The organism is Paenibacillus ihbetae (assembly GCF_002741055.1).
GTDB lineage: Bacteria > Bacillota > Bacilli > Paenibacillales > Paenibacillaceae > Paenibacillus_AQ > Paenibacillus_AQ ihbetae.
Genome location: NZ_CP016809.1, coordinates 373641 through 388161 on the forward strand (window position 1 = coordinate 373641; position 14521 = coordinate 388161).

At 50.7% G+C, this 14521-nt stretch carries 12 protein-coding genes; 3 read left to right on the forward strand and 9 right to left on the reverse strand.

The features are described 5' to 3' along the window. Positions 1-373 precede the first annotated feature (373 nt). On the reverse strand, positions 374-3568 hold the full coding sequence (locus tag BBD41_RS01615) for an alpha/beta hydrolase (RefSeq protein ID WP_077565858.1): 3195 nt from the start codon (positions 3566-3568) through the stop codon (positions 374-376). Continuing rightward, positions 3555-4322, reverse strand: a complete 768-nt coding sequence (locus tag BBD41_RS01620) for an ABC transporter ATP-binding protein (RefSeq protein WP_099476498.1) — start codon at positions 4320-4322, stop codon at positions 3555-3557. The genes BBD41_RS01615 and BBD41_RS01620 overlap by 14 nt, the downstream gene beginning before the upstream one ends. Positions 4323-4517: 195 nt before the next feature. On the opposite strand from BBD41_RS01620, the gene BBD41_RS01625 reads away from it, so the two are divergent. Both BBD41_RS01625 and BBD41_RS01630 read left to right on the forward strand, forming a co-directional pair. Continuing rightward, on the forward strand, positions 4518-5189 hold the full coding sequence (locus BBD41_RS01625) for a response regulator transcription factor (protein WP_077565855.1): 672 nt from the start codon (positions 4518-4520) through the stop codon (positions 5187-5189). Then, positions 5186-6214: a sensor histidine kinase gene (locus BBD41_RS01630; RefSeq protein WP_099476499.1), complete on the forward strand. Its 1029-nt coding sequence runs from the start codon at positions 5186-5188 to the stop codon at positions 6212-6214. The genes BBD41_RS01625 and BBD41_RS01630 overlap by 4 nt, the downstream gene beginning before the upstream one ends. Before the next feature lie 95 nt (positions 6215-6309). Here the strand turns inward: BBD41_RS01630 and BBD41_RS01635 are convergent, their stop codons facing one another. The 5 genes from BBD41_RS01635 to BBD41_RS01655 all read right to left on the reverse strand — a co-directional run bounded on the left by BBD41_RS01635 (position 6310) and on the right by BBD41_RS01655 (position 10738). Next, positions 6310-6750, reverse strand: a complete 441-nt coding sequence (locus BBD41_RS01635) for a MarR family winged helix-turn-helix transcriptional regulator (RefSeq protein WP_099476500.1) — start codon at positions 6748-6750, stop codon at positions 6310-6312. A gap of 228 nt (positions 6751-6978) precedes the next feature. After that, positions 6979-7617, reverse strand: a complete 639-nt coding sequence (locus BBD41_RS01640; protein ID WP_077565849.1) for a spore coat protein — start codon at positions 7615-7617, stop codon at positions 6979-6981. A gap of 278 nt (positions 7618-7895) precedes the next feature. Then, entirely contained in the window at positions 7896-8804 is a 909-nt protein-coding gene (locus BBD41_RS01645; protein ID WP_099476501.1) for a DUF4097 family beta strand repeat-containing protein, read from the reverse strand. A 373-nt stretch (positions 8805-9177) separates the two neighbouring features. Next, complete coding sequence (locus tag BBD41_RS01650) at positions 9178-9813, reverse strand: hypothetical protein (RefSeq protein ID WP_099476502.1); 636 nt, start codon at positions 9811-9813, stop codon at positions 9178-9180. A 109-nt stretch (positions 9814-9922) separates the two neighbouring features. Further along, positions 9923-10738, reverse strand: coding sequence for a ZIP family metal transporter (locus tag BBD41_RS01655; protein ID WP_099476503.1), 816 nt, complete (start codon positions 10736-10738; stop codon positions 9923-9925). A 277-nt stretch (positions 10739-11015) separates the two neighbouring features. Between BBD41_RS01655 and BBD41_RS01660 the strand changes: the two genes are divergently transcribed. After that, positions 11016-11579, forward strand: coding sequence for an NAD(P)H-dependent oxidoreductase (locus tag BBD41_RS01660; protein ID WP_077565842.1), 564 nt, complete (start codon positions 11016-11018; stop codon positions 11577-11579). A gap of 78 nt (positions 11580-11657) precedes the next feature. Here the strand turns inward: BBD41_RS01660 and BBD41_RS01665 are convergent, their stop codons facing one another. Together BBD41_RS01665 and BBD41_RS01670 are read right to left on the reverse strand one after the other, a co-directional pair. Then, positions 11658-12020, reverse strand: coding sequence for a winged helix-turn-helix transcriptional regulator (locus BBD41_RS01665; RefSeq protein WP_077565841.1), 363 nt, complete (start codon positions 12018-12020; stop codon positions 11658-11660). A gap of 314 nt (positions 12021-12334) precedes the next feature. Further along, positions 12335-14521: a heavy metal translocating P-type ATPase gene (locus tag BBD41_RS01670; protein WP_099476504.1), complete on the reverse strand. Its 2187-nt coding sequence runs from the start codon at positions 14519-14521 to the stop codon at positions 12335-12337.

Here is a 14521-nt window from a genome sequence, read left to right on the forward strand (position 1 = left end):
TGCAACCTGAGATGTCTCCAATACGCGAAACAACGGGAGTACGCGATCTTCCTCCTTCCGTCAACTATGGGCAAGTGCTGCCCGTATCATCCATATCCGACTCGATGGTCACCTCCCTTTTTAAGGAATGTTTGCAAGTTGTTCTTCTATAATTTAACAAATGTATTGCATTTTATCAAAGCTTTCATAGCAGGCCGTGATAACGATTCATAGATTTGCCTTAAATGGAGTTATGCATCATCCGCCGCGTATAAATCCACTCATCCAAACGGTAAATTCAACGCCAGAAGCCCCGCCCTGATAATGGCGAGGCTTTACGGAAGGTGAGCGCATGAAGAGAACGTCCATTTTCAAACGCATTCATGCCCAAACGCTACTCCATAACTCGAACTTCCGTGTTCGTTGAGCTCGTTGTTTCTAGAAGCGGCTGCGGCAAGCCCTTTAAATGATGATCGAAGAAAGCCGCCACATATTCCCGCTGCGCGTCAAGCGCTTGCTCAGGGTCAGCCGTTCCAATGCTCTGCTGGACCGAAAGCCTGGAAAGGCTCACCTCGCTTGCAAGCTGAGGCAACAGAGACTGATAATCGGTAAAGGTAAAATGGGCCCCGTTCGGTATGGCCACATCCAATTTCCAACCGCTTGTATGGTTCCAGAACATGGCCCGGTCCTCCGCCGTCAAATGCGAGTCCACTTCACCTTCGTCGTTGAACCCGGAGTTCAGCAGCATAAACGGACGATCCAGGCCATCCTGTGCTACGGGCAGGGGATGATTGGGCATATGCCCCATCGTTCCGTCCATATCGATCCCCGCATCGATTCGCTCATCCTCATACATCGTTTGAGCGGCCGTTGCTCCCCCCGCAGAGTGCCCGTAAATGCCTACCTTGGAAAGATTAAGGAGGGCAGCCAAACCGTGAGGAAGCTGCTTCTTGCCGGTGTCCGGATTGCTGCCTGCCCTCATCCCGGTCAATTGATCCAGGACAAACCGAACATCATTGACGCGGACATCGATCATCTTAAGCACCGTTTCCGCACTGAATGCCGGCAACGTCTCCGTCACGACCCGACCGTCGGGAAATTCGACGACCGATGCTTCATGCGTATGATCCAAGGTAATGACGATATATCCGCGGCTTGCCAATTCCTGCACCAGGATGGTGCCAAAGCTTCGCGGAATGGAGCCGCCCGGGGAGAAGATAATCACTGGCCAGCCTCCCTCAATCTCGGCCGCAGGCGCATCCAGCCATGCGTGGGTATCGATATCGGCCAGATTGACCGTGCCGGGGGTCAGGCCGATGGATGGAAGTTCCGATTCGTCATAATGCTTAGCCGCACCTTCCCGCATATATTTAGCTCTTTGTCCGCTTTCTTCTTCGGCCGGGTACCAGATACTGATCATAAGCTCCCTCTGTCCTTCGTTAACCCAAGGATCCATTCTGTCCTTATCCATCAAGTGAAGCTCTGTCACGCCGACCGGATAGTTCCCCATAGGTGCAGGAATGTGGAGCTGGACGCCTGGCCCCTTCGCAATTTCTTCTTCCTGCGGGATCGGGGCCAGCCATACGAAGAGCCCGGCAAGCACGATGGCTACTGACGCGATCACCAGCACCGAAAGACGGATCCAACGCGGGGCTTCCCCAATGAGAATTTTGCTGACAGAACCTACGGTCAGCACAAAATAGACCATATAGATCATCATAAACACGCTAATACAGACCAGGACGGGCTCCAGAAGACTGATGCCCCCTAATCCGCCGAACAGCCTCCTTAGCCAGCTGAATATGACAATATAATGTCCCGCTCCAACGAGCAGCGGCAGGATAAAGATCATAGCGTTCTGCTTAAAGATCGAACCGCTAATCTCGTTCATGCTCACACCGATTCTCCTCAGAACATCGTAGCGGGCCTGATCTCCCGCCGCTTCGGTCAACTGCTTGAAATAAAGGACGCTCCCTGTTGCCAGGAGGAACACAAGTCCCAAAAACCCGAGGATAAATACATTTAACGCAGCGCTCTCGATTCCGACACGATATTCGGCATAATACGACGACAGCTTTGATTCCGGCGTGGCCATGGCGGCAAGCGCATTAGACGTAGCCCTCGTTGTTTTCTGCCCCTCTACCGTGTAGCCGACATAGTCTACAGAAGGACTCTGCCGCTCGATCGCGCGGTAGGTTTCGTCAGCGACCACGACCATAATATCCGGATAGCTCCAGTTCACGATTCGTTCAATCGTCATATCAGTAAATGCCAGAGTCAACGGCTGGGAAGGCAGCTCCAAGGTGATCGTCTCTCCGTCATAATCCGACCATGCATGCTCCGTGTACATCGGGCGAACCGCAATCGCTGCCCCCGGCTCCGTCACGTCCAGTCGGGGAATGCTGAGCGCTTCCGCTGCCCGGTTATATCCGCTCACGGAGATGACTTTGATGGGCTGCTCGTTAGATGCCAGCTGTTTCTTCGAAATAATCTCATCGCTCGAAGAATGTCCGTTCAGATGAATAACAGGAATCGTAACCTGCTCGGTCACAGGATGCGCCGCATCGCTTCGGATCATATGGTCGACTTGCTTGTTAAATGCTTCATCCTGGCTGACAAACATATAGCTGAAGGGAGCGATCAAACGCGTGGAATGCTCGTAGGTATGGTAGGTGCTCAAGCCAAAGCTGAATGCGCACAACGCCAAAGCCGACAAGATCGAGATGATGCTGAACGTGCGGGCATTCCCCTTCATGCGATAGACCAGGTTCGACGTAACAACCAGGTTCAACCCCTTGTAGTAATAACGTTTACGGCGCTTCGCCAATCTCAGGACAAAAATAATGAGCGATGAAAACAAAAGTCCAGTTCCCGCTATAATCCCGACCGACATCACCCCAAGATTGGTCAGGATCTGCTCATTATTCGCAAACTCGCGAAGTCCGAACCCATAACTGACCGATAGGACGAGGATAGCTGCGAACGCTGAAAGGATGGAAGCCTGAGGTTCCCGCTCCCCTTCCTGCTCGGCTCGAAACAGCTCGATCAGCCGGAATCGGTAGATCAGCCTATACGCCTGCACTGAAGTGATCAGGATAATAATCATGAACACAATAACCGTACTGATGATCGCCGGAAAGGAGATCGACATCCCGATATCCACGCTAATGCCGAGCAGCCGGGCCAGGATCATGGTGAAGAGCTTTGACAGCAGAGAGCCGGCACCGATTGCCAATGCGAGAACGATTATACCGATCAGCAGATTTTCATAAAATAGCAATCGGCCGATCGTTCGTTTGGGCAATCCCAGCAGGGCATACAGCCCTACTTCCCTCTTCCGTTTTCTGGAGAAGAATTGGTTGGAATACAGGATAAACACCGACACGAACAAGATTAACACAATCGAAGCAATGAAGAACGTGGACTTCATGCTTCTGGACGACTCGATCGCGTTCATGATCTCCTTACTGTACTGCAGGGAAGCGAAAATATAAAAAATGACGACACTTATAAACATGGAGATGAAATAAACAAAATAATGGCGGAAATTGCCCCGTATGTTTTTCTTGGCCAGATCAAACAGCGTCATTGGCATCTCCTCCCAGCACGTTCAGCACATCCAATATCTTCTTGAAGAATTCCTTTCTGGCCATGCTTCCCTTGACCAGCTCCGCAAAAATGCCGCCGTCTTTAATAAATAACACACGGCTGCAATAGCTTGCTGCGTAAGCATCATGCGTGACCATCAGGATCGTGACGGAATCCTGCTCGTTCAAATCCTTCATCGCCTCGAGCAAGTCGGCTGCAGCGCGGGAATCCAAAGCTCCCGTCGGTTCATCCGCCAGAATCAGTCTCGGATCGGTCACGATTGCGCGGGAAGCAGCCGTTCTCTGCTTTTGGCCGCCGGAGATTTGATACGGGTATTTGTCCATAATATGACCGATGCCAAAGCGCTCCCCGAACGCTGCCACCCGCTGTTCTGTTTCGGCAACGTTCATCCTTGCAAGGGCGAGCGGAAGCACAATATTTTCCTTGACGGTCAGCGTATCTAAGAGATGATAGTCCTGAAAAATAAAGCCCAGCTTCGTTCGGCGAAACTCCGATAATTGCGCTTCATTCATCTGCAGCACCGGTTCCCCGTCGATCACGATGTCTCCAGAGGTCGGCTCGTCAATGGTGGATACGATATTGAGCAGTGTCGTTTTCCCGGAGCCGGATGGCCCCATAATCCCGACAAATTCTCCCTCCTGAACAGTCATATCAATCCCGTGCAGTACCGGCATCACATTTCCTTTCGCGCCGTAAGACTTTTGTAATTGATGTATTTTAACGATCTCTTTCATCTGTTCTCCACCTCCAGGTAATCATTCCCTGGTATCATACCACCGTTTTTAACGCGCAGCCTTACTCCTGACTTACGAATTCCTTGTGCAGGCTTACATTTTTGTAACCTTGTCCATTGCGATGATGTTTGCTTTCCGTATCAAAGGTATAATGTAATGAAATGACGTGAACCGCGCGGATCGGAGGGATCATATGTGAAGATCATGATCGTGGAAGACGATGCTACGATCAGGGAAATGCTCGGGGAAACCTTGCAGAAATGGGGATTCGAGCCCGTGCTTTGTGACGATTTTGAACGGGTGCAGGAACGATATGCCGTAGAACAGCCTCATCTTGTGCTTTTGGACATTAACCTGCCGGTGTATGACGGTTTCCATTGGTGCAGCCGGATTAGGGATGTCTCCAACGTGCCGATTATCTTTCTTTCCTCACGCAATACGCCGATGGATATGGTGATGGCGATCAATATGGGCGGAGACGATTACATACAGAAGCCGTTCTATGACGAAGTGCTGATATCCAAAATCAAAGCGCTGCTGCGCAGGACCTATTCCTATATCGATCCCGCCCCGAATGTGATCGAGCACGATGGCCTGATCCTGAACCTGCATGATGGGAAGCTGTTATGCGGGGAGCAATCGGTGGAGCTGACGAAGAACGAATTCCGAATCCTGAATCTGCTGTTGCAGCGTAAAGGAAGCATCGTTAGCAGAGAAACCATCATGCGTCGTTTGTGGGAGGATGAAAGCTTTGTGGATGACAACACTTTGACGGTTAATATGACGCGGATTCGAAAAAAACTGGATGATTTGGGTAAAAGCCGGTTCATCACAACGATCAAGGGTGAAGGGTATATGATCAAATGAGCTTTGTTCGATATTTGGAAGATAAACGTTATGTGATCGTATTGGCCGCCTCGATGATGCTGTTTGTAACCTTAATGATGGTGATTAGTTCATCCGGAACGTACGATGCCGGAGATATTTTCTACACGTTACTCGGATGCTTGATCTTAACGGCCGCCTATCTGGTCCTTGGATATGCCCGTCGCTACGCGCATTATCATGCCTTGAATGAAATAACCGGTAACGGCGATGACGTTATGGTCGCTGCCGTACCAAAACCGCTCAGTTATGAGCAGCGGCTGTATACAGCTTTGGCGAGAAAGCTTCATCAAGCGAAGCTGGATACCTTTCGGAAGTGCCATGAGGAACGGAAGGACTATCATGACTTTATCATGTCTTGGATTCACGAGGTGAAGCTTCCCATCACGGCAGCCCATCTGTTGATGAGAAACAGTGCCGGCAAGTCTGCTGAGGAGCTCGTGTATAAGCTGGAGGATGAAGTGAATAAAATCGATCATTATGTTGAACAAGCGCTCTATTATTCCCGGATCGATTCATTTTCGAGGGATTATCTGATCGCCGAGGTTTCATTGAACCAGATCATGCGGGCCAGTGTCCGCAAGTACGCCAAGCTATTCGTTGCCAAACGGATCCGTTTTACCATGTGGGAAGAAGAACACGCGGTTCACAGTGACGCCAAGTGGCTTGGATTTATCATCGACCAAATCATCACCAACGCCTTGAAATATACAAACCAAGGGGGTGCCGTTACCTGTTCCCTCGAGGACAATACAAGCGAGAAGCGGCTTTTGATCCGGGATACCGGCATCGGAATCCTCCCGGAAGACCTCGGAAGAATTTTTGATAAAGGTTTCACCGGATCAACAGGCAGAAATGACGCAAAATCAACGGGTTTGGGATTGTACCTGGCCAGCCAGATGGCCGTCAAGTTGGGGCACCGGCTGTCTGTGCGGTCAGAAGCAGGCCAATATACAGAGCTTACGATCCTCTTCCCTAAATCGCGTAGCATTTATGGGAAGGTTTAAGTAACTTGCTGAGAACGCTGAAGGTTTGCTTTTAACGTATAAAGCCGCTCAAATCTCCCGCAAGAGAGCAGCGGCGTTTTTTATGCCGTACATCCCTACTTATGCTTATCTTCCAATTGATTGCTTATCTGAAACAACTGCTCTGTTAATTCTATCCCGGTTTGTTCTCCTATGATATTGGAATACCGATCATATAGATTAAGCCAGGCTTTTTCGATATCCGGTTGAAGCTCTTTCCCCTTGTCTGTGGAGTAAATCAGGGACATTCTGCCTTTTTGTTCAGCGTACACCAGGCCTTTAGCCTGCAGCTTCTCGATAAAACGGGTCACCGTAGAAGGGGTTATGTGTAAAACCTCCCCAAGCTCCTTCTGAGAAATGCCTTGCTTCTCATTCACGGCAATCATCAGGAAAGCGTAGGTCGGAGACAAGCCTGTTATGCGGAATTCATCCTCGGCTAACTTGGTTATGGAGCGGGCCAACTGATTGGCCGTGAAGTATAGACATCCCTTGAGCAAGTGGTCTTGAAAGTGTTCCATTCGATACACTCCTTTTTTGTTGTGCATACAAATTACCATTCCACATGACGAGGTGTCAAGCCTTTCCATGCCCGAGAACGAACACGTCTGCCTCCTATATGTATTCCATAAGCGAACGTAATGAAAAGCCCCCCTCTCACCTATGGCTGATCATAGCGTGGGCTAAGAATGATGCGGTTATCGTCAAAAAAACGCCCTATCCCCTTCGGGATAAGGCGCTAAAAAACCTTAGTGTGGCATCATGCTACCTGGTGCTTGCGGAGGCACCATGGCAGGAGCGTAGCTGTTTTGCATTTGCGTCATATCCTGCTTCGGGAGCTGCGGAACTTGATAATAACCATGCTTGTTCTGGTAAAGGGAGATCTCATAAGCCATTTCAATACAGTTCGGCAGAGAATCTGCAAGTACCCGGCGCACGACGGGATTGGTGGATTCCAGGGCGGCATTTGTTTTTACGGTAGCACCGGCTTTAACCGCATTCAGCATGCATTGGGAAATGAACTCATCGTTTATTTCTGCCGTCGACTGCATTGGTTTCTTCGGCTGGGATGGCTTCATCCCGTAAGTAAAATCATTCCCCTGCTTCATTTTATAGCTTTGGGTCGGCTTGGATGGGTCTTGTCCTGATTTGAAGCACTCGAGGGTGATGTTGTATTCATCAGCCATAAATTGCTTCTGGCGCTGCATAATATCCCGAAGCTCCGGATCTTGTACGTGCCCGCTCAGCATCGTATAAGTATCGATCGTATTGATGGCCCCGGCCAACACTTCGTGGACATCGAACATTTCGTGACCGCCATGGTTCAATTGCGGAGGAACCATACCGGTTTCAATGTTTTGGTGATTTTGCGGCTGTTGGAATTGCATGCGTATAACCTCCTCATATTTTAGCCTTATTTCCAATGCATCAACTTGATAGCCGGATTATGGCTGTTCGGAATAGCTCCTTATCTGAAGTTCAAATATGGAGTCCAAGGTTTATTGTTATAAGAATCGACTTAAGTTATTCAAACAAAATGCTCCGTGAGCGCGGCTAAGTCAACATGATGTAATTGATGATTGGGTTGGAAGTTCCTTCACCCAAAGAAAAAAGACCGCCGGATGGCGGTCGTTCTTACAAATATTAAAGAAGCATAATCCCATTATTATTCCAGGTTGAAATCACCGGAGCCCGTGCGTACCTTCAGCAGCACATCGCCGCTTCCGAACGTTCCTCTGAGTACGCCTTTATCCTTGTCTTTCTCCTCGGATTGGAATCCGTCCCAGCTAACCTTACCGGTGCCGGAACCGCCTTTAAAATCAACGGTCAGGGAAGATGGCTCCTGATCCAAATCAACGGTCACATCGCCGCTGCCCACCCGCAGGTCGGCATCCTGCAGCAGCTCATCCGCTTCCAATTGAATGTTGCCGGAACTCGCCTCGCCTTGCAGTTCAGCTTCTCCATCCTGCAGATCAACGCTGCCGCTGCCTGCCTCGAACTTCATCAAGGAAGCCTTATAGCGTTCAGCCGATATATCGCCGGAGCCCGACTTCAAGCCGATCGTAACCGCATCAATATCCTCGATATGAATATCACCGCTGCCCACTTTGACGGAGATATCCTCTCCCTGCAATCCCGCAATCTCTATATCGCCGCTGCCTGCTTCAATGTCGGCTGCCGACCACATTTTCTCAGGCAGTTCCACCGTTAAATCCGTATCCATAATCCGCACGCCGAAACCGATATGATCCGGTGCATCGATCCCCACGCTCAGCGTTTCGCCCTTCGTCTCCACCTTCAATTTGACTTGGTCCGCAATCTGCTTGCTCACTTTCCCATCCAGCCTGATCACGATCTCATCCAAGCTTCCCTGAACGACCTCAATATCGCCGCTTCCCGTTCGAATATCCAACCTCTGGACCTCTTCCGGGCTGACCGCCTGTTCCTCGTGAATTTCCTTCGTAGAGAAGGAGAAGCCAAAGTTAACATTTGAGAAGATATTCAGGGGATTCCACGTAAAAATCAACAGCAACACGCCCGCCACCACGATCCACACACCAGTACGTCTCTTCATTTTCGTTTACCTTCATTCCTTCCGTCATTCCATATTCTCTCTATCTTTCCAGGTTTCCGATTCCTGTTCAGTATAGCACGCAAGAGCAGCATGAACATTAGTCCCGCGAATGATTGAAACCCCGACTTAAGTCCAGTACGCACATGCCGCCCGAGTCGCTGACGCGTCTGCACACTTACGGGAAGCACCAGGCTTGCCGCCGACACCGGATGGGGATATGATATGTCCTTTGGAACAAAACACGAAAAAAAGAACCGCCCCCAAGCCGAACATCACCTCGGGGACCGTTCCTTTCTTTGATCTTTGAAATCGCTTCTCATTATGTACAGCATTTACTGGAAATTGCCTTATGTAGATGCTTGTTTCAAAACAATTACATGATCAATTTGGTTAGAATACTCATCAGCAAGACATAGGCTGACACGGATAAAATCAAATAGCCGGCGCTGCGCTCCTTCACGACTCCGCTCGCTTCCATACCCGCTTGCAGCGTTAAAGCAAGGAGCGACAACAGCGTTATGAGCAGCAATAAGAAGGAAAGATTAAAGCTGAAGGACAGAATGCCTGCCAAAATAAAGCCGACAGCCCCTATATAATGCGCAGCGCCGACACGCGTAATGAACAGCTTCAGCGCCGGCTGCGTCCCGCTTCTCCACCAGCCGATCAGCCAGACAGCCGCCAGCAGGGCAACGGTTGAGAGCAGCCCGAGCAAGAGCATTCTGCCGAACACTTCACCAAACACAGAGGATGGAAGCTCCCGAAACATGCTTCCCCCTCCGAAGCCGAACATCCCGAAGAACAGCGCTGAGAGCCGTTTCCCCATCAGCAGCACCCATAAAAGAAATCCTACCAGCGAGCTAGCAAGCCCCAGAATCCCGTAAATGAAGTGCTTTTCCGTCAAATGGATGCCGTTCAACGGATTCTTCAGCAGATTCAGGATGAAATAGCCATCCACCTGCTTCATTGTTTTTGTTACTTCATCCAACACATTTTTTCTCTCTGTTTCCATCGTTTCCTCCCATAAGCTTATTGGGCCAATACCTGCAACCAGGCCCGATCCTTTCCTATTTTATCCGATATTTGCTAATCCGTATATTGGAAAATGACAAATTTCAACATTATCCCAGTGCTACATCCAGGATCATCATCAATACGAAACCGAACATTAGGCTCATCGAGGCTAAGTCTCGATTGCCCTTTTCCTGAGAGCTGGGAATAACCTCTTCGGCGACAACAAAGATCATCGCTCCGGCTGCAAAGCTCAATGCATAAGGCAGCATCGGCTCAATAACGGATACGGCTACTGCGCCGATGACCGCCGCGATCGGTTCAACCATGCCGGAGAACTGCCCATAGAAGAAGCTCTTTCTCCGCGACATCCCGTCACCGCGCAGCGGCATGGATACCGCAACGCCCTCCGGGAAGTTCTGAATGCCGATGCCAAGCGCCAATGTCATCGCGCCGACAAGAGAAGCTTCGGTCCCCCCGTTGGCTAGCGCGCCAAATGCGATCCCAACCGCCAGCCCTTCCGGAATGTTATGAAGGGTGATGGCCAGAACCAGCAGCGTGCTTCGTTTTCTCATTTTGTGATTGTATCCTTCCGCTCCTCCAATTGGGGCATTAGGATGAAGATGCGGCAAAATCTTATCGATTCCCCAAATGAAGACTCCTCCTAATAAAAATCCGAAGGCAGCCGGAAACCAGTTCCCGATCGGATTGCCTTCCGACATTTCGATGGCCGGAGCCAGCAAAGACCAGTAGCTGGCCGCGATCATGACGCCGCCCGCAAACCCCAGCATGCTGTCCAATAAGCGCTGGTTCAAGGTTTTGGTCACAAAAACGAGCGTCGCCCCTAATGTGGTCATTCCCCATGTAAACAAGGTAGCGAGCAGTGCTTGGACAATGGGATTCAAATTCATAAATACATCTACCATTATGGATGAGCTCCTTTTTATGTAAGTGATTATGCTAATGAAAGATAGGGTTTCCCCATCTAATCCCTGCTTGTATATGCCGGCTTGTGTTAGAGACATCTAGAGAATATGTACCCAAGCGGGGGGCTTCCAATACAGCCAATCCAAATTATATATCAAAATTTGGGTATCACAACACTTACCTTTTGGTAAGTACCTGAACTAAAAGTGCATACTTACATGATTCCGTCTATCGCTTTATACTCAAAACAATTCATCTTGCAAGGAGGACAATGCTTTGAAAACACTAGTCGTCGTAACTCACCCTAATCTGGAAGCTTCGGTCATTAATAAACGATGGGTCGAAGAGCTCCGGCAATATCCCGAAAAATACACCGTTCACGAGCTGCATAAGGTTTATCCGGACGGCATCCTTAATGTAAAACAAGAGCAGCAGCTCATTGAAGCGCACGACAATCTTGTGCTGCAGTTCCCCATCTATTGGTTTAATTGCCCGCCGCTTCTCAAAAAATGGCTTGATGATGTTTTTACCTACGGGTGGGCATATGGTTCCAATGGCGGTGATAAATTAAAGAAGCGTAAGGTTGCACTGGCGGTATCCGCCGGCATTAGAAAAGAAGACTACCGGAAAGAAGGAAGGTATCGCTATACACTTGAACAGCTCCTGACGCCGTTTGAGACGACCTTCCGATACTGCGATGCGGATTACCGATCATTCTATGCGTTTTACGGCCAAGAAAATGAACCCGGCGGGAACGTCCCTGGCATGGAGCTTAGCCATGCTCAAAGGGCATTGGAAGCGAGCGCACGCGATTATTTGAAGTTCATCGACAACCTGTGATCCGGGTACCGGGATAAATGATAAAAAGAAGTATTTCCTCATTTAAGGAATACTTCTTTTTTTTGAATCCATCTAACGTCAAGCCTCTTGCGGTACGGATTCGGGGGCGGGCATGTGGTTCTCTCCCCACTCGCACATCATATGCAGCACCGGAATGAGGGAAAGCCCCCGTTCCGACAGCGTGTATTCCACCTTTGGCGGGACCTGCGGATATTCCGTGCGCACGATCAGCTCATCCTCCTCCAGCTCCTTTAACATGATGCTCAGCGTTTTGAAGGATATCGAACCGATGCTTCGCTTCAGCTCATTATGCCGCATCACCTTTTTTTCGGCCAGCCAATACAGAATGATCATCTTGTATTTACCGCCAATCAAGGACAGCGTATATCCAAAGCCGGTGTCTCGGGGGTTAACGCCAGTAGGAACACAGGTTTCACGCACAAGGGTCACTCTCCTTCTAGTCTGCTTGCCTAAAATTTCTCTATGATAAATCTTATCATATCTACAAGCAGGTGAATGGGGAAAGCTTCATCTGTTGTCATAAAAAATCCAGGCAGCGCGTACGAACGAAATCTCGCTCATGGCTGCCTGGATATCGGTACGGGCATTTATTAGGGCGGTTCTAGCCTTACATGCGGATCATCCCGCCCAGACGTATTTTACATATCGGCCGGACGATTCCAATCCGGACAGCCAGGAGGAAGCATCTTCTCCGCTCACGTCATGCTGATCCCGATAGGGGGATCAGCGACCATTCATCGATGCGATACGCTTTTTTCGGCTTGATGCTGCAATCTGAGCGCATTTCCGACCACAAGTAGCGAGCTTGCGGCCATTCCGATGCAAGCGATGCGCGGGTCCAGAAATCCCAGGGCAGCTAAAGGTACGGTTACCGCGTTGTACAGCAGGGCGAACAGCAGATTCTGATGAACATTCCGCATGGTTAGTCGACTCCATTTGTAGGCCCCGATGATGCTGGTCAGCCTGTTCCCGGTCAAAACGACATCACCGGACTGTTTCGCCGCATCCGTTCCGCCCCCCATCGCCAGGCCGACATCGGCTGCAGCCAAGGCTGCCGCATCGTTGATGCCGTCGCCGATCATCGCTACCTTCAAGCCGCGTCCTTGAAGCTCTTGAATAAACGCCAGCTTGTCTTCGGGAAGCATCCCCGCACGAACCTGATCTATCCCCGCCGCTGCAGCTACCGCTGCTGCAGAAGGCTCTTCGTCCCCGGTAACCATCCACACATCCGCCCTCTTCTTCAGTTCTCGTACAACCTTCCTTGCATCCTGGCGCAGCTTGTCACTCAATACAAAGGATCCGGCGCACGCCTCGTTCACGGCGATATATAGTCTTGTATGACCCGGCAGATCTTCATGGCGCTGCACATGGATCCCATGCTCCTGCAGCCATTTTCGATTTCCTACACGAATGCGGTTACCTTCTACAACGCCCTCCATCCCTTTCCCCGCCCGCTCATGGAAATTCTGCGCCTCGGGCAGAAGAGTTCCCCTGTCCCGCGCGGCTCTTACGATGGCTTGCGCTAACGGGTGAGCGGATTGAACAGCCAGCGCTGCCGCCGTGGAAAGCACGTATGCGCTGCCACCCCGGTAAGCGTGAATCCCGTTGAGGTGCGGCCACCCTTCCGTCAACGTGCCAGTCTTATCCATCAAAATGACATCGGTCTGTCGAAGTCTCTCCAGAGAGCTGCCTTCTTTAAATAGAATTCCGCTTCGGGCGGAGGAACCGGTAGCGATCAGGATGGACACCGGCGTAGCCAAGCCAAGCGCACAAGGACATGCGATCAGTAATACGGACAGTGCGTGGCGCATGGCGGTTTCGGAAGCATCATGGCCATTGGACAGCATCAGCCATCCTGCGTAGGTAAGGGCAGCAATCGCGATCATCGCAGGAACGAATATCGCCGCGATTCGATCAACGACACGTTGAATCTCCGGCTTGCCCTGCTGCGCGGACTCAATAAGTCCGATCATCTGCGATAAGCGGGTATTCTCATGCTGTTTATCGACGACAATGTTCAAGCTTCCGATGAGGCAGCGTGTTCCGGCATAGACCCGATCGCCTGCGTTTTTGGCCACTGCCGCGCTTTCCCCCGTCAGCATGGATTCATCGGCATCGGCGGTTCCCGCATGTACGTACCCGTCAACGGAAATCCATTCCCCGGGATTCACGCGGACTCGGTCTCCGGTCTGCACCTGATCCATGGAGATCCATTCCTCTCCATGACCGCGAATGACTCTCACCGATTTAACCTGAAGCTCGTACAGGGCGCTTAGCTGCTTCAGCGCTCTGCCTTTCGCTACCGTTTCGAGCCACTTCCCCAGCAGAACCGTGGTCATGACCATGGCGATCGTATCAAAATACAGCATAGTATGCGCCTGATCGTGCATGGATCGGAACATCACATAGTGGCTGTAAAAGTACGCTACGGAGGTGCTTAAGGCCACAAGGGTATCCATATTGGCCGTACGGTGAACCAACGCCTGATAGGCGCCATAATAGAAAGGATACCCTACACCGAACTGAAGCAGCGTAGCGAGCACCCATTGAAATACAGGGTTCATCAGCAAAGCCGGCGTCCACCCCATCGGCAAGTCGACGATATGGACCACCATCGCCCATAAGAGCGGGAGGGACAAGCAAGCGGCGATGATGAAGCGGAAGCGGTACGCTCCCGATTCCGCTTCGATTCCTGTATGCGGATTCGACAGCTGGTCGGTCGCACCATAGCCAAGCTTTTCGATCCTTTCCAGGATGGTATTCATGCCGACCCGCTTCGGCTCATAATGAATCGTTGCCCGCGACAAGGCGAGGCTGACGCGGGCCGACTGTACGCCGTCCAACTTGCGAAGGACTTTTTCGATCCGCGCTGCGCAAGCCGCGCAAGTCATTCCGCTGACATGGATTTGATCCAGCTTCAC